The sequence below is a fragment of the Streptomyces sp. NPDC001980 genome (genome assembly GCF_040296885.1).
In the GTDB taxonomy this organism is placed as follows: domain Bacteria; phylum Actinomycetota; class Actinomycetes; order Streptomycetales; family Streptomycetaceae; genus Streptomyces.
Window position 1 is genome coordinate 277,322 of record NZ_JBEOYD010000009.1, and the last position, 25,070, is coordinate 302,391.

Annotated in this window: 26 protein-coding genes; 8 read left to right on the top strand and 18 right to left on the bottom strand. The window is 69.6% G+C overall.

Going from position 1 to position 25,070, the window contains the following annotated elements:
• Positions 1-304: 304 nt before the first annotated feature.
• On the top strand, positions 305-3,790 hold the full coding sequence (rpoB, locus tag ABT137_RS16945; protein ID WP_089099473.1) for a DNA-directed RNA polymerase subunit beta: 3,486 nt from the start codon (positions 305-307) through the stop codon (positions 3,788-3,790).
• 97 nt (positions 3,791-3,887) lie between these two features.
• The gene (locus tag ABT137_RS16950; protein ID WP_351709076.1) at positions 3,888-7,787 is read left to right on the top strand and encodes a DNA-directed RNA polymerase subunit beta'; all 3,900 of its coding nucleotides are present in this window, start codon (positions 3,888-3,890) and stop codon (positions 7,785-7,787) included.
• Between the two features lie 63 nt (positions 7,788-7,850).
• Here ABT137_RS16950 and ABT137_RS16955 read toward each other — a convergent pair whose 3' ends face one another.
• The 16 genes from ABT137_RS16955 to ABT137_RS17030 all read right to left on the bottom strand — a co-directional run bounded on the left by ABT137_RS16955 (position 7,851) and on the right by ABT137_RS17030 (position 18,898).
• Positions 7,851-8,114: a hypothetical protein gene (locus ABT137_RS16955; RefSeq protein WP_351709079.1), complete on the bottom strand. Its 264-nt coding sequence runs from the start codon at positions 8,112-8,114 to the stop codon at positions 7,851-7,853.
• Positions 8,101-8,328 (bottom strand): hypothetical protein, encoded by a 228-nt coding sequence (locus ABT137_RS16960; RefSeq protein ID WP_351709082.1) that lies wholly within the window; start codon positions 8,326-8,328, stop codon positions 8,101-8,103. Before ABT137_RS16960 ends, ABT137_RS16955 begins: the two co-directional genes overlap by 14 nt.
• 15 nt (positions 8,329-8,343) lie before the next feature.
• Positions 8,344-9,210, bottom strand: coding sequence for a peptidoglycan-binding protein (locus tag ABT137_RS16965; protein WP_351709085.1), 867 nt, complete (start codon positions 9,208-9,210; stop codon positions 8,344-8,346).
• A gap of 132 nt (positions 9,211-9,342) precedes the next feature.
• On the bottom strand, positions 9,343-9,627 hold the full coding sequence (locus tag ABT137_RS16970; RefSeq protein ID WP_351709088.1) for a hypothetical protein: 285 nt from the start codon (positions 9,625-9,627) through the stop codon (positions 9,343-9,345).
• Positions 9,620-11,983 (bottom strand): hypothetical protein, encoded by a 2,364-nt coding sequence (locus ABT137_RS16975; RefSeq protein ID WP_351709091.1) that lies wholly within the window; start codon positions 11,981-11,983, stop codon positions 9,620-9,622. The genes ABT137_RS16970 and ABT137_RS16975 overlap by 8 nt, the downstream gene beginning before the upstream one ends.
• Entirely contained in the window at positions 11,970-12,809 is an 840-nt protein-coding gene (locus ABT137_RS16980) for a hypothetical protein (protein WP_351709094.1), read from the bottom strand. The genes ABT137_RS16975 and ABT137_RS16980 overlap by 14 nt, the downstream gene beginning before the upstream one ends.
• A gap of 105 nt (positions 12,810-12,914) precedes the next feature.
• Entirely contained in the window at positions 12,915-14,015 is a 1,101-nt protein-coding gene (locus ABT137_RS16985) for a hypothetical protein (RefSeq protein WP_351709097.1), read from the bottom strand.
• Between the two features lie 31 nt (positions 14,016-14,046).
• Entirely contained in the window at positions 14,047-14,646 is a 600-nt protein-coding gene (locus tag ABT137_RS16990; RefSeq protein ID WP_351709100.1) for a hypothetical protein, read from the bottom strand.
• A gap of 92 nt (positions 14,647-14,738) precedes the next feature.
• Entirely contained in the window at positions 14,739-15,161 is a 423-nt protein-coding gene (locus ABT137_RS16995; RefSeq protein ID WP_351709103.1) for a DUF3592 domain-containing protein, read from the bottom strand.
• A gap of 107 nt (positions 15,162-15,268) precedes the next feature.
• On the bottom strand, positions 15,269-15,586 hold the full coding sequence (locus tag ABT137_RS17000; RefSeq protein WP_351709106.1) for a hypothetical protein: 318 nt from the start codon (positions 15,584-15,586) through the stop codon (positions 15,269-15,271).
• 118 nt (positions 15,587-15,704) lie between these two features.
• Entirely contained in the window at positions 15,705-16,355 is a 651-nt protein-coding gene (locus ABT137_RS17005) for a hypothetical protein (protein ID WP_351709109.1), read from the bottom strand.
• 41 nt (positions 16,356-16,396) lie between these two features.
• Positions 16,397-16,738: a hypothetical protein gene (locus ABT137_RS17010; protein WP_351709112.1), complete on the bottom strand. Its 342-nt coding sequence runs from the start codon at positions 16,736-16,738 to the stop codon at positions 16,397-16,399.
• Between the two features lie 65 nt (positions 16,739-16,803).
• On the bottom strand, positions 16,804-17,091 hold the full coding sequence (locus ABT137_RS17015) for a hypothetical protein (protein WP_351709115.1): 288 nt from the start codon (positions 17,089-17,091) through the stop codon (positions 16,804-16,806).
• An 86-nt stretch (positions 17,092-17,177) separates the two neighbouring features.
• The gene (locus ABT137_RS17020; protein ID WP_351709118.1) at positions 17,178-17,756 is read right to left on the bottom strand and encodes a phage tail tube protein; all 579 of its coding nucleotides are present in this window, start codon (positions 17,754-17,756) and stop codon (positions 17,178-17,180) included.
• A gap of 157 nt (positions 17,757-17,913) precedes the next feature.
• Positions 17,914-18,321, bottom strand: coding sequence for a phage tail termination protein (locus ABT137_RS17025; protein ID WP_351709121.1), 408 nt, complete (start codon positions 18,319-18,321; stop codon positions 17,914-17,916).
• Positions 18,322-18,700: 379 nt separating this feature from the next.
• Positions 18,701-18,898 (bottom strand): hypothetical protein, encoded by a 198-nt coding sequence (locus ABT137_RS17030; protein WP_351709124.1) that lies wholly within the window; start codon positions 18,896-18,898, stop codon positions 18,701-18,703.
• A gap of 403 nt (positions 18,899-19,301) precedes the next feature.
• On the opposite strand from ABT137_RS17030, the gene ABT137_RS17035 reads away from it, so the two are divergent.
• Positions 19,302-20,090 carry a hypothetical protein gene (locus ABT137_RS17035; RefSeq protein WP_351709127.1) on the top strand — a complete coding sequence of 263 codons (789 nt, stop codon included), beginning with the start codon at positions 19,302-19,304 and terminating at the stop codon, positions 20,088-20,090.
• 272 nt (positions 20,091-20,362) lie between these two features.
• Here ABT137_RS17035 and ABT137_RS17040 read toward each other — a convergent pair whose 3' ends face one another.
• Complete coding sequence (locus tag ABT137_RS17040) at positions 20,363-20,833, bottom strand: helix-turn-helix domain-containing protein (protein WP_351709130.1); 471 nt, start codon at positions 20,831-20,833, stop codon at positions 20,363-20,365.
• A gap of 279 nt (positions 20,834-21,112) precedes the next feature.
• Between ABT137_RS17040 and ABT137_RS17045 the strand changes: the two genes are divergently transcribed.
• From ABT137_RS17045 to ABT137_RS17055, 3 genes are read left to right on the top strand one after another with little or no spacing between them, the layout of a single operon-like run.
• Entirely contained in the window at positions 21,113-21,424 is a 312-nt protein-coding gene (locus ABT137_RS17045; protein WP_351709133.1) for a WhiB family transcriptional regulator, read from the top strand.
• On the top strand, positions 21,417-22,148 hold the full coding sequence (locus ABT137_RS17050) for a hypothetical protein (RefSeq protein ID WP_502984524.1): 732 nt from the start codon (positions 21,417-21,419) through the stop codon (positions 22,146-22,148). The genes ABT137_RS17045 and ABT137_RS17050 overlap by 8 nt, the downstream gene beginning before the upstream one ends.
• Positions 22,145-22,336, top strand: coding sequence for a MerR family transcriptional regulator (locus ABT137_RS17055; RefSeq protein ID WP_351709135.1), 192 nt, complete (start codon positions 22,145-22,147; stop codon positions 22,334-22,336). The genes ABT137_RS17050 and ABT137_RS17055 overlap by 4 nt, the downstream gene beginning before the upstream one ends.
• A 69-nt stretch (positions 22,337-22,405) precedes the next feature.
• On the opposite strand, the gene ABT137_RS17060 is transcribed toward ABT137_RS17055, so the two are convergent.
• Positions 22,406-23,662, bottom strand: coding sequence for a putative hexosyltransferase (locus ABT137_RS17060; protein WP_351709138.1), 1,257 nt, complete (start codon positions 23,660-23,662; stop codon positions 22,406-22,408).
• A gap of 529 nt (positions 23,663-24,191) precedes the next feature.
• On the opposite strand from ABT137_RS17060, the gene rpsL reads away from it, so the two are divergent.
• The gene (rpsL, locus tag ABT137_RS17065; RefSeq protein ID WP_003948652.1) at positions 24,192-24,563 is read left to right on the top strand and encodes a 30S ribosomal protein S12; all 372 of its coding nucleotides are present in this window, start codon (positions 24,192-24,194) and stop codon (positions 24,561-24,563) included.
• A gap of 2 nt (positions 24,564-24,565) precedes the next feature.
• On the top strand, positions 24,566-25,036 hold the full coding sequence (gene rpsG, locus ABT137_RS17070; protein WP_007384059.1) for a 30S ribosomal protein S7: 471 nt from the start codon (positions 24,566-24,568) through the stop codon (positions 25,034-25,036).
• The last annotated feature ends 34 nt before the right edge of the window (positions 25,037-25,070 follow it).

Here is a 25,070-nt window from a genome sequence, read left to right on the forward strand (position 1 = left end):
AACGGTCCGAATCCGAGGCATGGATCGGCGACGAAGAGGGCAGTATCAACGTGCGTTGAGGGCAGGCATGACGCAGGCGTTGACGATGAAGAGGGTCTCAGAAAATGGGGACTGGACATCAGTGTGCCAAGTGGCTACACTGACCCTTTGCGCTGCCTGTTAGCCTTCCCCTGCCCGTCACCAGGGGTCTGCCCTCACCCGAATGCCGACGACCGAACCTCCTCTGAACTGGGGTTTCTGTCTCTGTGTCCGGGAAGGGACCGGGGAGCGCGTAGTGAGTCCGAGCCCTCGGAAGGACCCCCTCTTGGCCGCCTCGCGCACTGCCTCGAACGCGAATATGAACAACGGCGCCAGCACCGCCCCGCTGCGCATCTCCTTTGCAAAGATCAAGGAGCCTCTCGAGGTTCCCAACCTGCTCGCGCTGCAGACCGAGAGCTTCGACTGGCTGCTCGGCAACACCGCCTGGCAGAGTCGGGTCGAGGAGGCTCTGGAGTCAGGTCAGGACGTCCCCACCAAGTCCGGTCTGGAGGAGATCTTCGAGGAGATCTCCCCGATCGAGGACTTCTCCGGGTCGATGTCGCTGACGTTCCGCGACCACCGCTTCGAGCCGCCGAAGAACAGCATCGACGAGTGCAAGGAGCGCGACTTCACGTACGCCGCCCCGCTCTTCGTCACGGCCGAGTTCACCAACAACGAGACCGGCGAGATCAAGTCCCAGACGGTCTTCATGGGCGACTTCCCGCTCATGACGCACAAGGGCACCTTCGTCATCAACGGCACCGAGCGTGTCGTGGTGTCGCAGCTGGTCCGGTCGCCCGGTGTCTACTTCGACTCCTCCATCGACAAGACGTCCGACAAGGACATCTTCTCCGCCAAGATCATCCCGTCCCGGGGTGCCTGGCTGGAGATGGAGATCGACAAGCGCGACATGGTCGGTGTCCGTATCGACCGCAAGCGCAAGCAGTCCGTCACCGTCCTCCTGAAGGCGCTCGGCTGGACCACCGAGCAGATCCTCGAGGAGTTCGGCGAGTACGAGTCGATGCGCGCCACCCTGGAGAAGGACCACACCCAGGGCCAGGACGACGCGCTGCTCGACATCTACCGCAAGCTGCGTCCGGGCGAGCCCCCCACGCGTGAGGCCGCGCAGACGCTCCTGGAGAACCTGTACTTCAACCCCAAGCGCTACGACCTCGCCAAGGTCGGCCGCTACAAGGTCAACAAGAAGCTGGGTGCGGAGGCTCCGCTGGACGCGGGCGTACTGACCGTCGAGGACGTCATCTCGACGATCAAGTACCTGGTGAAGCTGCACGCCGGCGAGACCGAGACGGTCGGTGACAGCGGCGTCAACATCGTCGTCGAGACCGACGACATCGACCACTTCGGCAACCGTCGTCTGCGCAGCGTCGGCGAGCTCATCCAGAACCAGGTCCGTACCGGTCTGGCCCGTATGGAGCGCGTCGTCCGCGAGCGCATGACGACCCAGGACGTCGAGGCGATCACGCCGCAGACCCTGATCAACATCCGGCCGGTCGTCGCCTCCATCAAGGAGTTCTTCGGCACCAGCCAGCTGTCCCAGTTCATGGACCAGAACAACCCGCTGTCGGGTCTCACCCACAAGCGCCGTCTGTCGGCGCTTGGCCCGGGTGGTCTGTCCCGTGAGCGGGCCGGCTTCGAGGTCCGTGACGTGCACCCCTCGCACTACGGCCGTATGTGCCCGATCGAGACCCCCGAAGGCCCGAACATCGGTCTGATCGGCTCGCTCGCCTCCTACGGTCGCGTCAACGCGTTCGGTTTCGTCGAGACCCCGTACCGCAAGGTCGTCGACGGCCAGGTCACCGACGAGGTGGACTACCTGACCGCCGACGAGGAGGACCGCTTCGTCATCGCGCAGGCCAACGCCGGCCTCAACGACGACATGCGCTTCTCCGAGGCCCGGGTGCTCGTCCGTCGTCGTGGCGGCGAGGTCGACTACGTCGCCGGTGACGACGTGGACTACATGGACGTCTCGCCGCGCCAGATGGTGTCGGTCGCGACCGCCATGATCCCGTTCCTGGAGCACGACGACGCCAACCGTGCCCTCATGGGCGCGAACATGATGCGGCAGGCCGTGCCGCTGATCAAGAGCGAGTCCCCGCTCGTCGGCACCGGCATGGAGTACCGCTCCGCCGTCGACGCCGGCGACGTCGTCAAGGCCGAGAAGGCGGGTGTGGTCCAGGAGGTCTCCGCGGACTACATCACCACCGCCAACGACGACGGCACGTACATCACGTACCGCCTGGCCAAGTTCGCCCGCTCCAACCAGGGCACCTCGGTCAACCAGAAGGTCATCGTCGACGAGGGCGACCGGATCATCGAGGGCCAGGTCCTCGCCGACGGTCCGGCCACCGAGAACGGCGAGATGGCCCTCGGCAAGAACCTGCTCGTGGCGTTCATGCCGTGGGAGGGTCACAACTACGAGGACGCGATCATCCTGTCGCAGCGCCTCGTGCAGGACGACGTCCTCTCCTCGATCCACATCGAGGAGCACGAGGTCGACGCCCGTGACACCAAGCTCGGCCCCGAGGAGATCACCCGGGACATCCCGAACGTCTCCGAGGAGGTCCTCGCCGACCTCGACGAGCGTGGCATCATCCGGATCGGTGCCGAGGTCGTCGCCGGTGACATCCTCGTCGGCAAGGTCACGCCCAAGGGCGAGACCGAGCTGACCCCCGAGGAGCGTCTGCTGCGCGCGATCTTCGGTGAGAAGGCCCGTGAGGTCCGCGACACCTCGCTGAAGGTGCCGCACGGCGAGATCGGCAAGATCATCGGCGTGCGCGTCTTCGACCGCGAGGAGGGCGACGAGCTGCCGCCGGGCGTGAACCAGCTGGTCCGCGTCTACGTCGCGCAGAAGCGCAAGATCACCGACGGTGACAAGCTCGCCGGCCGCCACGGCAACAAGGGTGTCATCTCCAAGATCCTGCCGATCGAGGACATGCCGTTCCTGGAGGACGGCACCCCGGTCGACATCATCCTCAACCCGCTCGGCGTCCCGTCCCGAATGAACCCGGGACAGGTCCTGGAGATCCACCTCGGCTGGCTCGCCAGCCGCGGCTGGGACGTCTCCGGCCTCGCCGACGACTGGGCCCAGCGGCTCCAGGTCATCGGCGCCGACCAGGTCGCCCCGCGCACCAACGTCGCGACCCCGGTCTTCGACGGTGCCCGCGAGGACGAGCTGGCGGGTCTGCTGCAGCACACCATCCCGAACCGTGACGGCGACCGCCTGGTGCAGCCGACCGGCAAGGCTCGGCTGTTCGACGGCCGCTCCGGTGAGCCGTTCCCGGACCCGATCTCCATCGGCTACATGTACATCCTGAAGCTGCACCACCTGGTCGACGACAAGCTGCACGCCCGGTCGACCGGCCCGTACTCGATGATCACCCAGCAGCCGCTGGGTGGTAAGGCCCAGTTCGGTGGCCAGCGGTTCGGCGAGATGGAGGTGTGGGCGCTGGAGGCTTACGGCGCCGCGTACGCCCTCCAGGAGCTGCTGACCATCAAGTCCGACGACGTCACCGGCCGCGTGAAGGTCTACGAGGCCATCGTCAAGGGCGAGAACATCCCCGAGCCCGGCATCCCCGAGTCCTTCAAGGTGCTCATCAAGGAGATGCAGTCGCTCTGCCTGAACGTGGAGGTGCTGTCCAGCGACGGTATGTCCATCGAGATGCGTGACACCGACGAGGACGTCTTCCGCGCTGCGGAGGAGCTCGGCATCGACCTGTCCCGGCGCGAGCCGAGCAGCGTCGAAGAGGTCTGACGGGAGTCCGGCGGGCCCTGAGGAATCAGGGCCCCGCCGACCCCCAGGCCCCCGTTTCAGACCACAGACTTACAACCCTGAGAGGGATTGACGCATAGTGCTCGACGTCAACTTCTTCGACGAGCTCCGGATCGGCCTGGCCACCGCTGACGACATCCGTCAGTGGAGCCACGGCGAGGTCAAGAAGCCCGAGACGATCAACTACCGCACCCTCAAGCCGGAAAAGGACGGGCTCTTCTGCGAGAAGATCTTCGGCCCCACCCGGGACTGGGAGTGCTACTGCGGCAAGTACAAGCGCGTCCGCTTCAAGGGCATCATCTGCGAGCGTTGTGGCGTCGAGGTCACGCGCGCCAAGGTGCGCCGTGAGCGGATGGGCCACATCGAGCTGGCCGCGCCCGTCACGCACATCTGGTACTTCAAGGGTGTCCCGAGCCGGCTGGGCTACCTGCTCGACCTGGCTCCCAAGGACCTCGAGAAGGTCATCTACTTCGCGGCGTACATGATCACGTTCGTCGACGAGGAGCGCCGTACCCGCGACCTGCCCTCCCTGGAGGCGCACGTCTCCGTGGAGCGCCAGCAGGTCGAGAACCGCCGGGACGCCGACCTGGAGGCCCGCGCCAAGAAGCTCGAGGGCGACCTGGCCGAGCTGGAGGCCGAGGGTGCCAAGGCCGACGTGCGCCGCAAGGTGCGCGAGGGTGCCGAGCGTGAGATGAAGCAGCTGCGCGACCGTTCGCAGCGCGAGATCGACCGCCTCGACGAGGTGTGGACCCGCTTCAAGAACCTCAAGGTCCAGGACCTGGAGGGCGACGAGCTGCTCTACCGCGAGCTGCGGGACCGCTTCGGCACGTACTTCGACGGCTCGATGGGTGCCGCGGCGCTGCAGAAGCGCCTGGAGTCCTTCGACCTCGACGAGGAGGCCGAGAAGCTCCGCGAGATCATCCGCACCGGCAAGGGCCAGAAGAAGACCCGTGCGCTCAAGCGCCTGAAGGTCGTCTCCGCGTTCCTGCAGACCAGCAACAGCCCCAAGGGCATGGTGCTGGACTGCGTGCCGGTCATCCCGCCGGACCTTCGCCCGATGGTGCAGCTGGACGGTGGCCGCTTCGCGACCTCCGACCTGAACGACCTGTACCGCCGTGTGATCAACCGCAACAACCGCCTGAAGCGGCTTCTCGACCTCGGCGCGCCCGAGATCATCGTGAACAACGAGAAGCGCATGCTCCAGGAGGCCGTGGACGCCCTCTTCGACAACGGTCGTCGTGGTCGCCCGGTCACCGGCCCCGGCAACCGCCCGCTGAAGTCCCTGAGCGACATGCTCAAGGGCAAGCAGGGTCGTTTCCGTCAGAACCTGCTCGGCAAGCGAGTCGACTACTCGGCGCGTTCCGTCATCGTCGTCGGCCCGCAGCTGAAGCTGCACCAGTGCGGTCTGCCCAAGGCCATGGCGCTGGAGCTCTTCAAGCCGTTCGTGATGAAGCGCCTGGTCGACCTGAACCACGCGCAGAACATCAAGTCCGCCAAGCGCATGGTGGAGCGCGGCCGCACCGTCGTGTACGACGTCCTCGAAGAGGTCATCGCCGAGCACCCGGTGCTGCTGAACCGTGCGCCCACCCTGCACCGCCTCGGCATCCAGGCCTTCGAGCCGCAGCTGGTCGAGGGCAAGGCCATCCAGATCCACCCGCTCGTCTGCACCGCGTTCAACGCGGACTTCGACGGTGACCAGATGGCCGTGCACCTGCCGCTGTCCGCGGAGGCGCAGGCCGAGGCCCGCATCCTGATGCTGTCCTCGAACAACATCCTCAAGCCCGCCGACGGCCGTCCGGTGACGATGCCGACCCAGGACATGGTCCTCGGTCTGTTCTTCCTCACCACCGACTCCGAGATGCGGGACGTCAAGGGCGAGGGCCGGTCCTTCGGTTCGTCGGCCGAGGCGATCATGGCGTTCGACGCGGGCGAGCTCTCGCTCCAGTCGAAGGTCGACATCCGCTTCCCGGTGGGCACCATCCCGCCGCGTGGCTGGACCCCGCCGGCCGTCGAGGAGGGCGAGCCGGAGTACCAGACGGGCGACAGCTTCCGCCTGCGTACGACCCTGGGCCGCGCGCTCTTCAACGAGCTGCTGCCCGAGGACTACCCGTTCGTCGACTACGAGGTCGGCAAGAAGCAGCTCTCCGAGATCGTCAACGACCTCGCCGAGCGCTACCCGAAGGTCATCGTGGCGGCGACGCTCGACAACCTGAAGGCGTCCGGCTTCTACTGGGCCACCCGCTCCGGCGTCACCGTGGCCATCTCCGACGTCGTCGTTCCCGAGGCGAAGAAGGAGATCGTCAAGGGCTACGAGGCGCAGGACGAGAAGGTCCAGAAGCAGTACGAGCGCGGTCTGATCACCAAGGACGAGCGCACGCAGGAGCTCATCGCGATCTGGACCAAGGCGACCAACGAGGTCGCCGAGGCGATGAACGAGAACTTCCCGAAGACCAACCCGATCTTCATGATGGTGAACTCGGGTGCACGAGGCAACATGATGCAGATGCGTCAGATCGCCGGTATGCGTGGTCTGGTGTCGAACGCCAAGAACGAGACGATCCCGCGTCCGATCAAGGCCTCCTTCCGTGAGGGCCTGTCGGTGCTGGAGTACTTCATCTCGACTCACGGTGCTCGAAAGGGTCTGGCGGACACCGCTCTGCGTACCGCCGACTCGGGTTACCTCACCCGTCGTCTGGTCGACGTCTCCCAGGACGTCATCATCCGCGAGGAGGACTGCGGCACCGAGCGCGGCCTCAAGCTGCACATCGCGGAGGTCGGCGCGGACGGCGTGCTGCGCAAGGCGGACAACGTCGAGACCAGCGTGTACGCACGTGCGCTGGCCGAGGACATCGTCGTGGACGGCGTGGTGCTGGCCCCGGCCAACACCGACCTCGGTGACGTGCTCATCGACGAACTGGTCGCCCGTGGCGTCTCCGAGGTCAAGACCCGCTCGGTCCTGACCTGCGAGTCCGCCGTCGGCACCTGCGCCATGTGCTACGGCCGCTCGCTGGCCACCGGCAAGCTGGTCGACATCGGTGAGGCGGTCGGCATCATCGCCGCCCAGTCCATCGGTGAGCCCGGTACCCAGCTGACGATGCGTACCTTCCACACCGGTGGTGTGGCCGGTGACGACATCACCCAGGGTCTGCCGCGTGTCGTCGAGCTCTTCGAGGCCCGTACCCCGAAGGGTGTCGCCCCGATCTCCGAGGCCCAGGGCCGCGTGCGGATCGAGGAGACCGAGAAGACCAAGAAGATCGTCGTCACCCCGGACGACGGCAGCGACGAGATGGCCTACCCCATCTCGAAGCGTGCCCGTCTCCTGGTCAGCGAGGGCGAGCACGTCGAGGTGGGCCAGAAGCTCACCGTGGGTGCCACCAACCCGCACGACGTGCTGCGCATCCTGGGCCAGCGTGCCGTCCAGGTCCACCTGGTCGGCGAGGTCCAGAAGGTCTACAACTCGCAGGGTGTGTCGATCCACGACAAGCACATCGAGATCATCATCCGGCAGATGCTGCGCCGCGTGACGATCATCGAGTCCGGCGACGCCGAGCTGCTGCCCGGCGAGCTGGTCGAGCGCTCGAAGTTCGAGCACGAGAACCGTCGTGTGGTCCAGGAGGGCGGTCACCCGGCCTCCGGCCGTCCGCAGCTGATGGGTATCACGAAGGCGTCGCTGGCGACGGAGTCGTGGCTGTCCGCGGCCTCCTTCCAGGAGACGACCCGAGTCCTGACGGACGCGGCGATCAACGCCAAGTCCGACAGCCTCATCGGTCTGAAGGAGAACGTCATCATCGGTAAGCTCATCCCGGCCGGTACGGGTCTGTCCCGCTACCGCAACATCCGGGTCGAGCCGACCGAGGAGGCGAAGGCCGCGATGTACTCGGCCGTCGGCTACGACGACATCGACTACTCGCCGTTCGGCACCGGCTCCGGCCAGGCCGTTCCGCTGGAGGACTACGACTACGGTCCGTACAACCAGTAAGCGAGCATGAGTTGAAGGGCGGCCACCCCGTTTCGTACGGGGTGGCCGCCCTTCGGCGTTGTGTCAGCGTGCGGTGATCTCCAGCGCCGTCACGACCACGGTCGCCACGGCGGCCAGCGCGCCGATACTCGCCAGCGGCCAGCGGGTCCGCTCCAGGGCGTCCAGCCGCTGCTCGTGGTCGGCGAGCTGCCGGTCGGTCTGGTCGCTGCGCTGGACCAGCAGCGCGAGCGAGCCGTCGACGCGGGCGAACCCGGCCTCCAGCGTGCCCCGCAGCCGCTCCAGTTCCAGGGCGACGGTGATCGGGTCGTTCGGATCAGCGTCGGTCATCGGCACCTCCCGTCCGCAGCCACGAGGGCAGCAGCGCCTGTACGGCGGGTACGGCCATCACGCGCGTGACCGCGGCGGCGACGGTCAGCGCGCCGGCGGCCCAGGGCAGGGTGTCCGGGATGCCGGCGGCGTCGACGACCGCCGGCAGCAGGACGCACAGGCCGACAGCGGTCTGTACGACGGTACGGAGGGTGCGCTTGGCGGCCTCTGACATGGGGGATCCTGCCTTTCAGGAGCTGTACGGGACCTTGAGCGCCGCCCAGGACTTCGCCCCCGGCCAGCCGTCGGCGGACGAGCCGGTGTAGCCGAGCCTGCGCTGCCACTTGGCGTACGAGGCCCGGTCGGCGTCGGTCCACTGCGGGCCGGGACCGGACGTGTACGCCGAGCAGCCGCTCGCGACCAGCCGCCTGCCCATCGCGGTGACGATCGCCGACTTCGGCTTCTTCCTGAACCACTCGGCACCGGGGAAGGGCTGGTAGGCGGGCGTGCCGGGCGAGGTCTGCGTCTGCAGCCGGGCGGCGACCCGGCCGCGGAAGTCGGGCATCGCGAAGCCCTTGGGGTCGATCTTGGTGTTCGTCCACTCCTTGTGACCGATCACCGACCGCGCGCTCCAGCCGTGCGCCCGGCACAGCGCGGCCGACGCCCGGACCATGGCGTCCAGCTGGACGTCGGGCCAGGGGTCCTTGCCGTCGCCGAGGTTGACGCACTCGAAGCCGTAGAAGTGGACGTTGCCGTCGGTGTCGTTCTGGTTCGGCGCCGGCAGGGAGGCGCTCTCGGCGATGACGGCGGCCAGGACGTCGCCGTCGCCGCTGCCGGCGTGGTTGGCGCGGCCGTTGCCGACGAGGTGGACCGTGCCGTCCTTGGCGATGACGCCGTGGCAGAGCGGGCCGGGCAGGTCGGAGCGGCCGTCGAAGCACATGCTGACGGAGGTGCTGGTGCCGGAGGTGACGGTGTGGTGGATGATCACGCCGTTCATCGGGCCCCAGGCGCCGTGTCCGGCCCTGTTGTGGGTGCGCCAGCCGTCGTGCTCGACGACGGTGACGCCTTCGGCGCGCAGGGCGGCGACGAGGGCGTCGGCGGAGAGGGGTGTGGCCATGGGGTGCCTTCCGGGATGGGGCGGGCATGAAAAAGCCCCGGCCGGAATCGGCTCGGGGCGGGTGGGGCGGGGGCCGGGCGTGCGGGCGCGGGCTCGGGCTCGGCGTGGGCCGTGCCGGATCGGGACGGAGGGCTACTCCTCCGCCGAAGCGGGGTCCGGCGTCGTCTCCGGCGAGGAGGCCACCGGCAGCGGGACCTCCTCGGTGGGAGCGGAGGTGTCGGTGCCGTCCCCTTCCCCGGGGTCCGTCGGTTCCTCCGCCGGCGGTTCGGTGACGGCCTCGGTGACCTCCGTGGGCGTCGCTGTCCTGGGCTCCGGTGCCAGGTAGTCGGCCAGCCCGGCCGCGACCGCGGCGGCCAGCTGGGCGAGCTGCTCGTCGTCGAGGGTGACGGCGACGGGATCGGCGGCCGTCTCAGACATACGCGGACTCCATGATCTCGCCCCAGGTCCAGCCCGGGGCGGTGAGTGCGGACAGGGTCGGGAAGGCTGCGGTGACCGAGGCGTACGTGGACAGGGTCACCGCAGGCGGGGCGGCGGGGGCGTCGGGGGTCAGCCCGCTGTCGGCGGGCGTGCCGTTCGGCTTGGTGCCGCGCAGGGTCAGGATCTGCTGTACGCCGCCGTCGGCGGCTGCTGTCGTGCTGATGCCGATGACCCAGGCCAGCGTGTCCAGGAGGGTGCCGGAGGTGTCGGTCAGCCTGATCACGTCCCCGAGCTGCACCCGGGGGTCGTACAGGACCTCGACGTCCCCGATGACCGGCACCGGGTTCACCCCGGCGGTGTACAGCGCGTCGGCGATGGCCTGGGCGGAGGACAGCTCCTGGATCCAGTCGGTGTTGTCGCCGGTGTGCTCCTGGCGGCCGTAGAACTTCTCGCTGGCCGTGCCCGCCACGTAGGCGACGGCCGACCGGTCGACCGGATCCGCCTTCGGCTTCAGCGTCTCCAGATAGACGGACGGCTTGCCGTCCTTCTTCGCCGTGTACAGGGCCTGCGAGGTGCGGTTGGAGAACCGGACCACCAGGTAGCCGTCCTCACGGCGGGTCAGGACGTCGACCGCTCCCTTGACCGCCGTGGTGCCGGCCGCGGTGGTGGCGAAGCGCACCTGGCTGCCGGCAGTGGTGACCGAGTCGTCGTCGGTGCTCGGCGGACCGATGTCGAACTCCTCGTCCGCCATGACGTACGACACCGTCAGCGTCCTGTTCGCGGGGATCGTCCGGACGGCCGTGTCGGTGTACGTCGTGCCCGAGTCGACGCCGAAGTCCTCCCAGACCTTGGCCGGCTGGGCGACGTAGTTGCGGCAGGCGTCGATCTCCTCGGTGAGGGTGAGGGAGGCGATGTCCCGTACCGAGGTGAGGGTGAGGTCCGGGGTGGTCGGCGTGGTGGCGAAGCGGGTGTGGTTGCGCCAGTGGAAGACGCCCCGCTCGTCGAACTCGGCGGTCGACACGGCTGCCTTGGCGATCTGCCCGACGACCTCCCACTGCGAACCGGACACCCGCGGCACCGAGTACAACGGCAGGATCGCGTCGTCCAGTTCGACCGCCTTCGTCCAGGTGCCCGACTGGTCGAAGACCGACGCCGTGGGCATGCCGGTGAGCCCGCTGGTGAGCTGGACGCCCTCCACGGCCAGGTCGGTGACGAGCTTCAGCTCGCGCAGTTCGGAGGCCGGCTGGATCCCGTAGTCATTGGTGATCGTGTACAGCGACCCGAGGAACACCGTCCCGTCCGGGCCGGTCAGCCGGGGCTGCACGGTCGGGTAGACGGTGGTGCCCGTGGTGACGGTGTCGATGAAGACCCCGATGTGCCAGACGCCCTTGAGTGTCTGCACGGAAGTGATGTCGTTCCAGTTGGCGTTGAGGAAATCGCCGTCGGTGGTGCCCGAGCCGACCGTGAGCTGGCCGGTCGCGAAGTTCACCTGGAGCCGCAGGGTGCCGGTCGCGCCCCCGGTGCGGTCGAGCACGAGGTCCATGCGGACGGTGTCGCCCTCGCCGATCGCGGGATTGACCCACGCCTCAAGGAGCAGCCGGCTCCCCGGCACGGTGACCCGGGAGCGCGGGAACCAGCTCGCGGTGACGCCGGTCACCAGCGGCAGCAGCGCCATCTCGTGCGGGGCCTGGTCCCGCGTCCAGGTGTACTGCTCTGCCTCGGGCAGGGTCTCCGGCTGACCGTACGGCGTCGCGAAGCCGCCGTGCAGGGTGGCGTGCACAAGGGTGAGCGGCTGGCCCTCGGCGAAGTCCGGGTAGCGGGGCGGCGGGCTGGAGTACACGCCCGCCTGGCGCAGCAACTCGTCCACGCACCAGGTCGCGGTGGCCACCGGACGGCCCAGGCGGAATCCGGCGTACGGCTTCGGCAGCAGCGCAGGGCCGCGCAGCCGCTCGGCGCCGTCCAGCGCGGTGAGCTGCACGGTGTCCGTGCCGGCCTGCGCGGACCGGGCACGGACGGTGCCCCGGAAGGCGGGCAGCGTGGCGCCTGCTCCGACTCCGCTCCGCTGCACGACCGACTGGCCCGGGCGGGCGATGTCCCCGGTGGCCCGGTCGGCCCAGGGGGCGTACAGGGTGGGCGCGGCGGTGCCGTTCGTGCCGGACACCTGGAGCTGGAGCTGGGCCGAGGACGACCCCGCGAAGGCCCGCATGGCGGGCGGCAGATCGGTGGCGTACGACCGCTCCAGCTGCCAGGACTGCACCTGTGCGGAGACGTCCGTGCCGCCGAGCCGGGTGCTCTGGGCGGTCGTGCGCTCCCCGGCGGCGAGCGCGGCGGTCGTGGCGTCGTCAGCCTGCTGCACCGGACACCTCCACCAGGTCGAGACCGATGTTCCGGTACGGCAGCGGCCGGCCCGGGTTGTCGCTGTAGCCGGTGATCGCCAGTGGCGGGAGGCCGTCGCCGGGGACGCCGTCCTCGGCGGTGCCGCCGTAGGTGAGGCAGGCGCCGGCGAGGGAGTAGGTGCCGGCGACGCCGGGGGTGGCGGTGGGGGTCGCGTAGACGGCCCCCGCGGGGACGGTGCCGGTGACGAGGGGCCCGTAGACGGTGGACGAGCTGAGGAAGGTGCCGTCCGCCTGCTTGTAGTCGATGCCGACCTTGGCCGTGGTGCCGAGCGCGGCGATCGCGGTCGGGGCACGGAAGGAGACGGTGAGACCGGGGGCGACGGGGAAGTTCCCGACGGTCGCGGTGCAGCGCCAGGCCACCGCGCTGGTGGTGTCGGCGGCGGTGAAGGTGAAGGATCCGGCGGCCGTCGTGCTCTCGGCGACGGTACCCGTGGACGTCGTACGGAACCACTGGGCGAGCCCGGTGATGCCGGTGGCGCCGGACACGCCGAGGCCGAGGGCCTGGCCGGGGGTGAGGACATTGCCGGCGGCCGGGTCGAAGACGTACACGGGACCGGAGCCGTCGACGCGGCGGGCGAGGCGGTCCAGGGCGCGGGCGTGGGCCGGGGCGAGCAGGTCCCAGGACAGCTTGAGGCGGCGGACGGGTGCCTGGTTGCGGGTGACGGTGACCCGGCCGCCGAGCGACTTGAACTCGCTGACGCCCAGGTCGGCACTGCGGTCGAAGGACTTGGCGGCCTGGTCGATCTCGGTCATGGAGCCGGGGCGGCCGATCCAGAGGTTTCCCATGGGGACTCCTGAATGTTCCTGTCGGAAGACTGGACGAGGACTGGCGGAGGGCATGAAAAAGCCGACGGGGCGGCCGTCGGCGTGCGTGCGGGGACTCCGGTCCCGTCAGCGGCGGGCGAGTTGGCGCTGGCCCAGGAACACCGCGCGGGCGATCTCCTGGGAGTCGACCTGGACGACGACCGGGCGCTCGGCGAGCTTCTCCACGGCCGCGGTGAGGGTGCGCAGGCCGCCGCCGTGGCCGAGCATGCGCTCCAGCTTGGACAGCGGGATGACGGCCTCGTTCTCACCGGCCTCGCCGAGCAGGGCGAGGGTGCCGCCGGTGCGGGCGGTGACGATGCCGCCGGCGGCGAGGTGGGGGACGGGGACGCTCAGGCGGGGGAAGCCGAAGGAACGGCCGCCGAACTTCGGGACCCAGTCGGGGATGCTGATGTGGATGCCGGCGAGCGCACTGAGCAGGCCGTTCAGGGCGGTGGCGAGGCCGGTCATCGGGGCGAGCATGGCGTTGCCGAGGCCCCTCAGCAGGGGCCCGGCGTTCTTCACCAGTCCGCCGACCGCGGTGCCGATGTGCTTCATGGCGTACGTGACGCCCTTCTGCAGCAGAGCGGTGATCTTGTCCATGTTGATGAACTGCGCGATGAGCGGGGTCAGCAGCGTCATCACCAGGCCGAAGGGGTTCGCCGCCATGGCGAGGTTGAGCCCCTTCTGCGCGAGGGAGGCGCCCTTGACGCCCTTGCCGAGGCTGCCCATGGACTTGCCGCCGGTCTCGGCGTTCTTCGCGGCCCTGCCGACGGAGGTCTCGACCGCGTCCGCCTGGCTCTTGACGTTCTGCAGCTCGCCGTGAGCACCCTTGGCGGCCGACTTGAGCTTGTCGAAGGACGACTTGAGTTTGTCGGTGCCGGTGCGGGCCTTGCCGAGCCCGCCGTCGGCTCCACCGGCCCCCGACTTGACCTTGTCGAGCCCGCCGCCGCCCTGGGTGGCGGAGGTCTTGAGCTTGGCGAGGGAGGTGGAGAGCTGGTCGGAGCCGGTCTTGACCTTGGTCATGGACGGGACGGCCTGCCCGGCCGTCGTCCTGATGCGCCCGACGGCGGTGTCCGCGGTGCCGACGCTCTGGCGCAGCGAACCGGCGCTGCCGGACGCCTGGTTGAGGGCCGTACGGAATCTGCCGATGCTGGTGCTGGCCTGGTTCAGTGAGTTCGCGAGACCCACGATGTCTCATCTCCTTGGGTGGTGGGGGCGTTCAGCGGAGGACGCCTTCGAGCTGCTTGACCCGCTCTTCGAGCGCGGTGAGGCTCATGCCGGCCCGGGTCGCCTGGCCCGCGGCCCGCTGGGCGCTGCTGGTGGCGCTGCGCAGTAGGTTGTCCGCCCGCCTGGCGTCCTCCTGCGCCTTGTGGGCCATGTCCTGTGCCTGGCGGGAGGAGTTCCTGGCGCGGTCGACCTGGACCTTGATGTCCTGTTCGAACGTCTCGACGCGACTTTGCACGGCTGTGAGGGCCTGCCGGGCAGCTTCTTCCGCCTCCTCCTTCGCTTCCTTCGCGGCGTCCTCGGCCGCCTTCTTGGCCGCGTTCTCGCGGCCGTGGAACGCGTTGTTCAGGGAGAGGTTCGGTCCGACCGGTTTGCCGGCGAAGGTGAACCCCTTCTCGTCCCACTTGAGGAGGGATTGATCGATCTTGACGAACTGGGCGCTCGTGGTGACGGCCTGCGCCTGGATGTCCTTCACCCACTCCGATTTGAGCTGGGGGATCTGGTTCTTCAGGAAGGCGGCCGCCGTGGCCTGGGACTGTTGCGCGGCCAGGACGCGTACCTGGTTCGGATCGTAGGGTGCGGTACTCGACCCCATGGAGCCTCCTCGCGGGAAGTGGACGAGCGGGTGGACAGAAAAAGGAGACCTCCGACCGGGGGCCGGTCAGAGGTCGGAGGTGTGATCAGGGGCTACGCGACGGCGACCGCGATGGTGGAGGCGACGAACCAGACCGTGAAGACGACCGTCAGCGGTGCCAGGCAGGCGACTACGGTGCGGTGGAACCTGACGGAGGAGTCCAGGAGAGTCGCCAGTTCCGCCGTGTCCGGCGAGGCGGGGGCGTAGACGATCCTCAGGGTGTCGCCGCGCGCCACCTCAAGGCGCCGTATGGGCGATGAGTCCGCGCTGTGCTCCGTACCGTCGGGGAGCGTGTAGGTGAAACGCACGGACACGTCGTCCTCGTGCCAGGACAGCGACGTGCACAGACCTTCCGTCTCGACTCCTGATTCCTGCAGGTGCCTGGCCGCCCGGTACTTGCGGTACGAGTGGAGGCCCACGGCGCCGAGCACGGTGGGAATGAGGGCCAGGAACGCCAGCCCGAACACGTTGTCCATCGAGTGGTCCCCTCCGTCACCCGCGTGGCCGAACCGGCACAGGGCTCATGATGGCCGAGGTGATCACGGTTGTCGACGGTGAACAGCCGTCATGTACTCCCCGTCGGTCACGACGGTTCGTCATGGGGATGAGAGCGGGCGGCCGATGGCCCGGAAGGGTGGGGGAAGGGGAGGACCGTGGCGTCGGTGGGTGAGGGGCGGGGGGCTGCCGCCCGGGTCGTCTCCGCCCTGCGCCGCTCGTCGTGTTCACCCCGGTCGCGCCAGCCCTGGCCGTACGCCCGGAACTCCCGACGTTCGACTTCCGCGCGGGTGGTGATCAAGAGGTCCGGTGGCAGAGGGCGGCCCTTGAAGTGGGCGGCCAGGGCCTGCCGCAGCTCTGCGGTCGTCTCCGTGCCGTCCTGTGCCGTGCTGTCGTCCCTCGCCATGAGGCCCCCATTCCTCCGCACCGCCCGAATCTCCGGAAAGCGTGACTCGAACATGTGAGCGATAGCCGTAGCAGGGTACTCCACGCACCTGTGTACGGGAGGGGAAAGCGGAGCCGGTTCAGGCCACCTCGTACGTCCCGCCGATCCGGATGACGTTGCCGCTCACGTAGGCCGTGCCGAGCACGCCGCCGCTGCCGAGCTGGGTGGCCGTGGAACTCGACGCGGAGGCCGGGCCCCAGATGGTGTACGCCGTCGCGCCGGTGCTCGCGCCGGGCTGGCACGAGATCAGTGCGCGGCCTACGGAGACCGCCGCCACTCCCTGGAACTGCGGAAGCCCGCCCAGCGCACCCGCCGTGACCGGCAGGCCGAAGCTGTAGTTGCCGCTGCCGTAGGTCGTCGCCGCGCCGAAGGTGACCAGTGTCGTGAAGTGGCAGACCTTGCCGACCACCGCGTACCTGCCGGTCAGCGTGCCGTCGCCGATGGACGGGTTGGTGGTGGTGGCCGTCCAGGTCGGGGTGTAGGTGTTCCAGGCGCCGAGCGCGATCCATGCCGAGCCCGTGTAGTAGCTGAGGGTGCCGGGCGTGGTCAGCCAGGCGACCATTCCGGCCACCGGAGTCGTGACGGCCGCGTCCCGGTCGGCGGCCGTCGAGTAGCGCAGGATCGTCCGGCTGTCGATGCCCTCGGCGAGGGACTGGAGGTGGAGGGGGAGGTTCGCGATGTCGGTGGGCTGGGGGTACGGGAGTTTGCTGAGCGGGGTGGTGAGGGTCATGGCGCATCGCTCCTGTGCTGGGGATGCCGGGATGCCGGCGGTCAGTTGAAGAACCGGGCCAGTTCGGCGGGGCCGGGGTTGTGGACCTCGGCGGCCGCGGCCTCGGGGCCGGGTTCCGGAGCGGCCCGCTCGGAGCCGGGCCGCGGGACCGGCCTCGGGTACTCCAGCGGTTCCGCGTCCTCGTCCCGGTTGACGGTGGCGAACATCCAGTTCGCCTCGGTGAGTTGGTCGACGGCGGCGGCGAGCAGATGGTCCGTGACCGACCAGTCGGCCGCCTCCCCGTGCAGTTCGCGCAGGGTCGCGCTGTCGCGGGGCAGATGCCTGACCAGCACCGCGAGCCGGCGGGAGGAGAGCCGGCCGCGATGCCAGTCGAGCAGGTCCACGCCGTAGTGGCGGAGCAGGTCCGCCTCCAGCGCCTCGGCGTGCTCGTCGACGAACTCGCCGAGGCTCAGCCTTCCCCCAGGCCGAGCCCGGTCTCCTTGCCGTACGCCTCCAGGATGGCCGCGATGTCCTGCATGGTGACGTCGAGACGGTCGAAGCGGGAGAACTGGGCGTCGCCCAGCAGCACCTGCAGCAGGCCGTCCACGTCGTTGTCGTCGAGCTCCCGCAGGGCACGGGCCGTCTTGCGGGTGAGCTCGGTCGGGAGGGTGAAGGTGTCGCCGTCGATGGTGAAGGACCAGGTCCGGCCGAGCGCCTCCTGGCGCTGGGCACGGGCGGCGCTGACGTCGAAGGACATGCGTCGACTCCTGTACAGAGGAAGGTGGTCGGCGCGGGCGGGCCGAGGTGGGGAGGCCCCGGCCCGCCCGCCGGGAAGGGGACTGATCAGGAGGCGGTCGAGTACGCCGGGTCCTTCATCAGGAAGGTCGCCAGCGGCTTGGTGTTGTCGACCGCCAGCGCGGTGAAGGTGACGCCGAGCTTGATGGAGGCGGTGCGGGTCAGCGACAGCTCCTCGCTCTCGGTGACCTGGCCCCGGGCGACGACGAAGCGGTACGTGATGTCGGTCCCGTCGGAGAACTCGATGCCGAGTGCCTTCTCGTTGAACTTCGGGTCGGCCGACAGGTCGTACTTGTAGATCCCGGAGTTGGCGGCGGTCTCGGCCACCGCGTCACCGCCCATGAAGAACGGCAGCGTGTCCTCGTTCAGCTGGAGCAGCTGGAACTTCACGGTCAGGTCGCGGTCCGAGTAGATGAACCGGGCCGGGGAGACCGACTGCCAGGTCTCGACCGGGTCGAGCTTGTCCTTCTTGGCCAGCTTGATGCCGTCCTGGGAGGTGTAGCCGAGGTCCTTCCAGCCGGCGGCCCACGCGGTGCTGACATCGGTCGGCGCGGTCGTGCCGACCGGGGCGACCAGGATGCGGCCGGTACCGGCGACGCGGATCTCGTTGGCGTTGCTGCCTGCCATGCGTAACTCCTTCTCGGTGGGTTGGTTGGTGCGTCGTTGCGACGCTGTGCCGTGCCTGGGCATGGCGAAGGCCCCGCCGTACGGTCTTGCCGGCGGGGGCCTGTTCGGGGGAGCGGGCCGGTGGAGGCCCGCAAGGAAGGGGCTTCGAACCGGCGGATCAGGCGGGGCGGATGTGCAGCCTCACCGTCGCGTAGTAGCGGTTCGCCGCCGAGCGGTTCCAGTCCGGCAGCCAGCGCGGGCCGTCGGCCTCGACGACGTCCGTGACGTGCGCGGTGCCGTATGCGGTGCCGCGCAGGGTGAGAACGGCGGAACGGACGAGCAGGGCCAGGGTGTGCGCGGTGGTCTTGTCGGGGCCGTAGACCTCGAAGTCCACCAGCGGCTGGTCCAGGTGCTGGTCGTCGATCCAGGCCCCGCCGGCGCGGGAGACCAGGACGACCTGCTGGGTGCCGTCGAATCCACTCGGCGGGACGTTGTCCACGGTGGCGGCGGCGAGTTCGGTGCGGTCGGTCAGGAAGTCGACGACGAGTCGCTCGACATCGGGGAAGGTGACCGTCGGATCGGCCACGGGGTGACCTCCCTTCGCGGAGGGGTACCTGGTGTGTCGATGGGGCTGCCCATGAGCGTGCGGCGGGCCGTTGTCCCGTCGTGGGCACAGCTCCGCCGCTGCACCAACTGTGACACGTTGCGAGCGCGCGCGCAACAAATTGGGTGACGGGGTGCCTGGCAGGCGTCCGCCGGCGGCCTGTCCGGATGCCTCGACTGCCGACTGGCGGCGACCCGTTGAAGGGCGGCGGGAGGGGGGGGCTGCGGCTGGTCGGGGCGGTCTCGCGGCGGTGGGGGTGGCGCCGGGCGGGGTGGTGAGAGAGATCGGTGTGGTGCGCGTTCCTTGTGCGAGTGGCGAGTGGCGAGTGGCGAGTGGCGAGTGGCGAGTGGTGAGTTGCGGGTCAGTGGCGGACGTGGCGGGCCTCCGTCAGTGCGTCCGTCCAGCCGGCCGCGTAGGCCATCGACTCGCGGGTGAGCAGTTCCTCGTACAGCCGGTCGAGCAGTGCCTCGCGGTCGGACGCGGGGGAGCGCAGGAGGTGGGCGAGGCGGGTGTAGGTGTCGATCGGCTGGTGCGGGAAGTTGCTCGTGCCAGTCGCCATGTCGGCCTGCTTTCCGGTCTGTCCGCTGGGCTGGTGGTACGGGTGCGCACACCGGCGCGTTCGAGTGTTTGTTCGAACTAGTGTACGAGTAATCCGATGGTGTCGCTCTGTGTTTGCCGAAGTGGATTTATTTCACTCTCCGCTGTCGCCCGGTCTGGACCTGCTGTGATGTCGGAGTCCAGTGGATCTTGTGTCAGATCCGTGGAGTAGGATCCGGCCGTCCTTCCGTCGGTGAATCGAAAGTGAACGGTGTGGCCTTGCAACGGACCTGAGGGCCTGTCATACGACGGTGGACGGCCATAGGGCGGCCGTCCTCGCGCGGGGGGCGCGACGGGGCAGGGACGAGAGCAAGGCCTATGGGGTGGACGGGGACGCGGACGCAGGCAACGCGCGGCATCGGCATGTGATCGACTGGCTCGAACAAGCCTCCGACCTGCCACATCTCATCGCTCGTGTCTCCGAGCTGGTCCTGAGCCTCGATTACGAGCCCCAGGACCTGGTGGTCCTTCCGCGCGCGGAACTCGACCGGCGCGAGATGGCCGCCTACAGCGCCGGCTGGGCCGATGTGGTCGACGAGCGGCTTCCGGCCGTACGGCGGGCGTACGAGCGGCGGATCACCGCCGCCTATGTGCAGGGGCAGGAGGATGCCCGGACCGGGCGGCGGCCGCGGCGCGCTCGACGGCCGGAGGGCGAGCGGGAGTACGGGGGCGAGGTCATTCCGCTGCCCTATGTCCAGCTCCTGCGGCCGCCGTCCGAATTGACGCGGGTAGAGCAGCGTGGGGAGCGGGAGCGGTCCATCGCGGACGGGACTCCGTGGGATGGCGGCGGCCACGCGGCCGCTGACCTCGACGGAATCGCTGACGCCGATAGCGCCGACGACCGTACGGATGCCGGGCCCGGAGCCGACACCCTGCTGTCCGCGCGCGAGGTGCGCGAGGTGCGCGAGAAGCGCGTGGTGCCGGCCGCCGCCGAACGGCGTTCGGTCGTACGGCGAAACGGGCGGCCCAGCGTGCCTCCGCTGAAGCGCGATGCTGCGGGCGGCGTTCGGGACAAGGGGCGTCGGGCCGACGGCGGTGGGGAGCGCGATCAGCAGGAGCCCGCCGACATGCCCGGTGCCCGGCTCTCCGACAAGGCGCGAGCCCTCGCGGAGGAGCTGGAGGATCGGGCCTCCGGCCGACGCCGGGACGAGTGAGCAGGCCGACCGGTGTGCCGTACGGACGGGTCGGCCGAAGGGAGGGGCCACTTGTGCGGCCGGCGGTGCCGCATGGCGGCTGGTGCTGGTGCTGGTGCCTGGCCGGGTGCCGGTGGTTCCTCGCCGTCGTACGGGCCGTCGCGGAGGGGTTCGGCAAGAGGGGCGGGGGATTCGGCTCGCCCCCTTCGGGACATGCTGCGCCACCCCCGTGGAGAACACCCGTCGGCCCGCGGGCGTCCTCGATGGCGCGTCCGGCGAGGGAAGGGGGGAGCTCAGTCCGCGGTCGTCGTTGCCGCGTCCGCCAGGGGGCGGGGGTCCTTCTGGTCGTACACGTCGTTCGGCAGGAACTGCTCCACGACGCGGACGAACATCTCCCGCCGGTCCGCCGGCACCCCCAGCAGGTCGGCCACCTCCTCCAGCGTGGGCCGGCGGGCGAACTCCGCGCTCGGCGCGGGCGCGGCCAAGTAGTCGTGCGGGTCGGCCAGTTCCTCCGCCGTCAGGCGGCCGGAACGGATGAGCATCTCGCGGACCGGAACGCCCAGCACGCGGGCGAGCCGGCGCGTGGTCTCCAGGTCCGGCATGCTCTGGCGCTGCAACAGGCGGGTCACAGCGGCCCGGTGGACCCCCGCCTCGTCCGCTATCCGCGACTTGCCGCCGCCGCGCGGGCTGTCGATGTCGTACCCGCGGTCGCGCATCAGGTCTTCGACCCACGCGGCGAACGCGTCCAGATCCTGGCTGGTCATCTGAGGGCTCGCTTCCTTTAGAGGGCAGCAAGTTTAGCTTGCTTGCGCGCACGGAATTACGTGCTCTCGTGCAAGCACTGCGGAAAGTCTGTGCAATACGCGGGGATTTGGCGGTGGTTGACGTCCGGATGAGGTCCGGATGATGTCCGAGTGGTCACGATCCCTCCGTGATCTTCCGAAAGGGTCGCTGGCATATTTGTTGCGAGCGCGCGCGCAATCTGTAAGTCTGGACGGCGCTCGCCTCACACCAGCCCCACCGGAGCCACATTGGGAGGCCCCATGTCCGTCATCGGCAGCTCATGCCCACCGCCCGCCTGGCAGGCCGCGGCCGCCTGCGCCGGGCTTCCGCCCCTGGTGGTCTTCTCGAAGAAGGTGAAGGAGGCCGCCCCCGCGTTGCAGGCCTGCGCCCGCTGTCCGGTCCGGCGTGACTGCGAGGAGGCCGTCGCCCCCGCCGACAACTGGTTCGACGGCGTCTGCGGCGGCCGGCTGTGGCGCCGCGGTCGCCCCGTCGAGATCCCCGCCCATCTCCTCCCGGCCGTGCAGAGCCCGGTCGTCCAGGGCGCCCTGCGCCGCGGAGGCTCCGTTGCCTGACCGTCGTACGACCCCTGCAAAGCCACCTTCCACCCCCGCAAAGCCACCTTGCCCCCCTGCGCACCCGCCCGCCGAAGACCGCCCCGCCGACCACGCCGCCCTCTGGATCGGCCAGCTCCTCCAGCACTTCCCCGAGCTGGCCGTCGAGCTGGCTCCCGGCCGCGGCGCCACCCCGGCCCACCGGCCCACGCCCGCCCCGCCCCCGGCAGACCTCGCCGACCGGCTCCGGGAGGAGCGCGCCGAGGCGCTGCTGCTCCAGCAGGCCCACGGACTCGTCGCCCCCGGTCGCACTGCCGCTCCGCTGCGGCTGCACATCTCCGACACCATCCGCGACATCACCGACGGGGTCGTGGAGCTGGAAGAGGCGGTACGGGACCGGCTCGGGCTGCCCCGCGTCCGCCGCGCCTCCGTGCCCGAGCGGCTGCGCCGGATCGGCGGCCTCCTCGACGGCATCGCCGCCGACCCCGTCCTCGCCGCCCACGTCCGGGACGAGACCCGCCGGATGGCCCGGCGCTGCGCCCGCGCCCTGGGCGACACCGAGACCATCGTCCGCGTCTCCGGGCGCTGTCCCTGGTGCGACTCCGTCTCCCTGCGCGCCTTCCCGGACCGCGCCGCCGTCCTCTGCGTGAACCCCGCCTGCCGGTGCCCGGACCCCGACTGCGGCTGCCACGACGACCCGGCCTACCGGCACACCTGGGACGAGGGGGAGTGGAGCCACCGATGAAGCAGCAGGGCCTGCCCGCGCTCATCCCCGGCCCCCTCGCCGCCCAGGAGGCCGGTGTCGCCCCGGCGACCATCCGCAAGTGGGTCCAGCTGGGCCACCTCACGGCGGCCGGCAAGGCGGGCCGGGCCGCGCTCTTCCGCCTGGAGGACGTCTTCGCGGCGGAGCGCGCGGCCGCCCGCCGCCCGTAGCGGACCCGGGCGGGGGCCACCCCGGCCCCTGCCCCTCGCGCCCTGCCCCTCGCGCCCCGCCTCTCGTCCCTAGGGGATCCCCAACTCGAAGATCACGTAGTGCGCGTACCACCCGGACGCCACCGCGGCAGTGGAGAAGAACACCGCGAGGGTCGGCCACCGCAACCGGCTCATCGCCGCCGCCGGAGCCAGCAGCAGCGGGAAGACGGGCAGCAGGTAGCGCGGGGTGTTGCCGAACATCTGCTGGGTGCCGAGGATCGTCACGATCGAGGCGAGGGTGTACGCCGTCAGCACCAGCGGCGGCCGTTTCCGCAGCATGAGCGCGACGAGGAACGGCAGCGCCACCACCACCTGCACGGCGATGAGGTCCGGGACCGAGTAGGCGAAGAGGTAGTCGCCGTGCCCCACCGCCACGTTCCGCAGCACGTCCAGGGTGTAGGCGCCGAAGTCGAAGTAGTGGGCCCAGGCCTGGTGCTGGAGCGAGAAATACGCGCCCGGGTCTCCCATCGACCGGCCGACCCACGCGATGTAGGTGAGCAGGCCGAGGGGTGCGGCGATCACCGCGTACAGCGGGGCCGCGACGCCCTGCTCGCGCCGGCTGTCCCGGCGCAGCAGGGTCACCAGGGCCGCCAGGCCGACCGCGCCGATCAGCACGGCCGCCGTGGGACGGCTCAGGCCGGACAGGAAGGCGAGCAGGCCCGCCGTCACCCAGCGGCGTCTCATCACGGCGTGGCAGGTCCAGGCGGCGATCGCCACGAACAGGGACTCCGTGTAGACCGCCCACTCGACGCCGGCGGCGGGGGCCACGGCCCACAGGCCGGCCGCGATGGTGCCGGCCCGGGCGCCGGCGAGCAGCGAGATCACCGCGTAGATGCCGGCCGCCGCCACGAACGAGCACACCACCGAGACGAGGATCGCCGCGCCGTACAGGCCGAGGCCGGTGACTTCCGAGACGGCCCGGACCAGACCCGGATACAGGGGGAAGAACGCGACCGAGTTCTGCTCGGCGCTGAACTGGCCGCCGGGGGCGAGGGGCTGGAGGGGCTCGGGGTGGTAGCCCTTCTGCGCGACCTGGAGGTACCACCAGCCGTCCCACGTGGACAGGACGTCCCACCAGTGGGCGCCGCCGCCGAAGCGGGGGTCCTTGTGACGGTAGTCACCGGCGGACGTCAGCAGCCAGGCGAAGACGAGGAGGCCGGTGAGCTTGGCGGCGCCGTAGAGGGCGAGGGGCGGGAGGTAGGGGCGGGCGGCCGGGGGGAGGCGGAGGGGGCGAGGACGTGGCACTGGCTCGGCGGTCGTCGCGGTGCTGCTCTGAGCTGCGCTCATGCTTGATTCCCCCTGAAGAACGCCGATGGAAGTGCTGCGCGTGGTCGTCGGGCGGCCGCCGGTCCGTCGTGGCTGGTCGCGCCCACGCGGCGGAGCCGCACATTTATATAGCCCCGCGCCCCCAAGGGGGGCGGGGCGGAAGGGGACCGGCGATCAGAAGATCTGATCAGCGTCGCACAGCTGTGAATCCGATCGACGTCAACTCGCGCCGCTCCCCGTTCGCGTGTCGTTCGTCTCCGTGGTATATCGGAAGGCGCCGCAAAACCCCAGCTCACGCCCCCCGCAACCGGTCCCCCTTCTTTTGTTTTGACCGGAGTGATTGCGCTGGGTACGCTCAGACCTTGTGCCTGGGGTGTGCCCTGACCCTCGTGCGTGCCTTCAAACCGCACCGGAGTGACGAGTGGCCACCGCGATCCGCGCCCCCTTCTGCCTTGCGGCAGGAGTCCACGGAATCCGACACACCCGACCGCGTGGGTCGGCGATGTTCCAGGTTAGCTTCACCATTCGGCACACAGAAACCGGAGAAGTAGTGCCTACGATCCAGCAGCTGGTCCGCAAGGGCCGGCAGGACAAGGTCGAGAAGAACAAGACGCCCGCACTCGAGGGTTCCCCTCAGCGTCGTGGCGTCTGCACGCGTGTGTTCACGACCACCCCGAAGAAGCCGAACTCGGCCCTGCGTAAGGTCGCGCGTGTGCGTCTGACCAGCGGTATCGAGGTCACTGCTTACATTCCGGGTGAGGGACACAACCTGCAGGAGCACTCCATCGTGCTCGTGCGCGGCGGCCGTGTGAAGGACCTGCCCGGTGTTCGCTACAAGATCATCCGCGGCTCGCTCGACACCCAGGGTGTCAAGAACCGCAAGCAGGCCCGCAGCCGCTACGGCGCCAAGAAGGAGAAGTAAGAATGCCTCGTAAGGGCCCTGCCCCGAAGCGCCCGGTCATCATCGACCCGGTCTACGGTTCTCCTCTTGTCACCTCGCTCATCAACAAGGTGCTGCTGAACGGCAAGCGCTCCACCGCCGAGCGCATCGTGTACGGCGCCATGGAGGGCCTGCGCGAGAAGACCAGCAACGACCCGGTCATCACGCTCAAGCGCGCGCTGGAGAACATCAAGCCCACGCTTGAGGTCAAGTCCCGCCGTGTCGGTGGCGCCACCTACCAGGTGCCGGTCGAGGTCAAGCCCGGCCGTGCCAACACCCTGGCGCTGCGCTGGCTGGTCGGCTACTCCCGCGCCCGTCGCGAGAAGACCATGACCGAGCGTCTGCTCAACGAGCTTCTCGACGCTTCGAACGGCCTCGGTGCGGCCGTCAAGAAGCGCGAGGACACGCACAAGATGGCCGAGTCCAACAAGGCCTTCGCGCACTACCGCTGGTAGTCGCAGTCCACATCGAGACCGAGAGAAGACTGAA

What these genes read in the sequence shown, in the direction of transcription:
- ABT137_RS16955 (WP_351709079.1), bottom strand. Translation starts at nt 8,114, where the DNA reads ATGACCGACGCTGATCCGAACGACCCGATCACCGTCGCCCTGGAACTG.
- ABT137_RS16960 (WP_351709082.1), bottom strand. Translation starts at nt 8,328, where the DNA reads ATGTCAGAGGCCGCCAAGCGCACCCTCCGTACCGTCGTACAGACCGCT.
- ABT137_RS16965 (WP_351709085.1), bottom strand. Translation starts at nt 9,210, where the DNA reads ATGGCCACACCCCTCTCCGCCGACGCCCTCGTCGCCGCCCTGCGCGCC.
- ABT137_RS16970 (WP_351709088.1), bottom strand. Translation starts at nt 9,627, where the DNA reads ATGTCTGAGACGGCCGCCGATCCCGTCGCCGTCACCCTCGACGACGAG.
- ABT137_RS16980 (WP_351709094.1), bottom strand. Translation starts at nt 12,809, where the DNA reads ATGGGAAACCTCTGGATCGGCCGCCCCGGCTCCATGACCGAGATCGAC.
- ABT137_RS16990 (WP_351709100.1), bottom strand. Translation starts at nt 14,646, where the DNA reads ATGGGGTCGAGTACCGCACCCTACGATCCGAACCAGGTACGCGTCCTG.
- ABT137_RS16995 (WP_351709103.1), bottom strand. Translation starts at nt 15,161, where the DNA reads ATGGACAACGTGTTCGGGCTGGCGTTCCTGGCCCTCATTCCCACCGTG.
- ABT137_RS17000 (WP_351709106.1), bottom strand. Translation starts at nt 15,586, where the DNA reads ATGGCGAGGGACGACAGCACGGCACAGGACGGCACGGAGACGACCGCA.
- ABT137_RS17005 (WP_351709109.1), bottom strand. Translation starts at nt 16,355, where the DNA reads ATGACCCTCACCACCCCGCTCAGCAAACTCCCGTACCCCCAGCCCACC.
- ABT137_RS17015 (WP_351709115.1), bottom strand. Translation starts at nt 17,091, where the DNA reads ATGTCCTTCGACGTCAGCGCCGCCCGTGCCCAGCGCCAGGAGGCGCTC.
- ABT137_RS17020 (WP_351709118.1), bottom strand. Translation starts at nt 17,756, where the DNA reads ATGGCAGGCAGCAACGCCAACGAGATCCGCGTCGCCGGTACCGGCCGC.
- ABT137_RS17030 (WP_351709124.1), bottom strand. Translation starts at nt 18,898, where the DNA reads ATGGCGACTGGCACGAGCAACTTCCCGCACCAGCCGATCGACACCTAC.
- ABT137_RS17040 (WP_351709130.1), bottom strand. Translation starts at nt 20,833, where the DNA reads ATGACCAGCCAGGATCTGGACGCGTTCGCCGCGTGGGTCGAAGACCTG.
- ABT137_RS17045 (WP_351709133.1), top strand. Translation starts at nt 21,113, where the DNA reads ATGTCCGTCATCGGCAGCTCATGCCCACCGCCCGCCTGGCAGGCCGCG.
- ABT137_RS17055 (WP_351709135.1), top strand. Translation starts at nt 22,145, where the DNA reads ATGAAGCAGCAGGGCCTGCCCGCGCTCATCCCCGGCCCCCTCGCCGCC.
- ABT137_RS17060 (WP_351709138.1), bottom strand. Translation starts at nt 23,662, where the DNA reads ATGAGCGCAGCTCAGAGCAGCACCGCGACGACCGCCGAGCCAGTGCCA.
- rpsG (WP_007384059.1), top strand. Translation starts at nt 24,566, where the DNA reads ATGCCTCGTAAGGGCCCTGCCCCGAAGCGCCCGGTCATCATCGACCCG.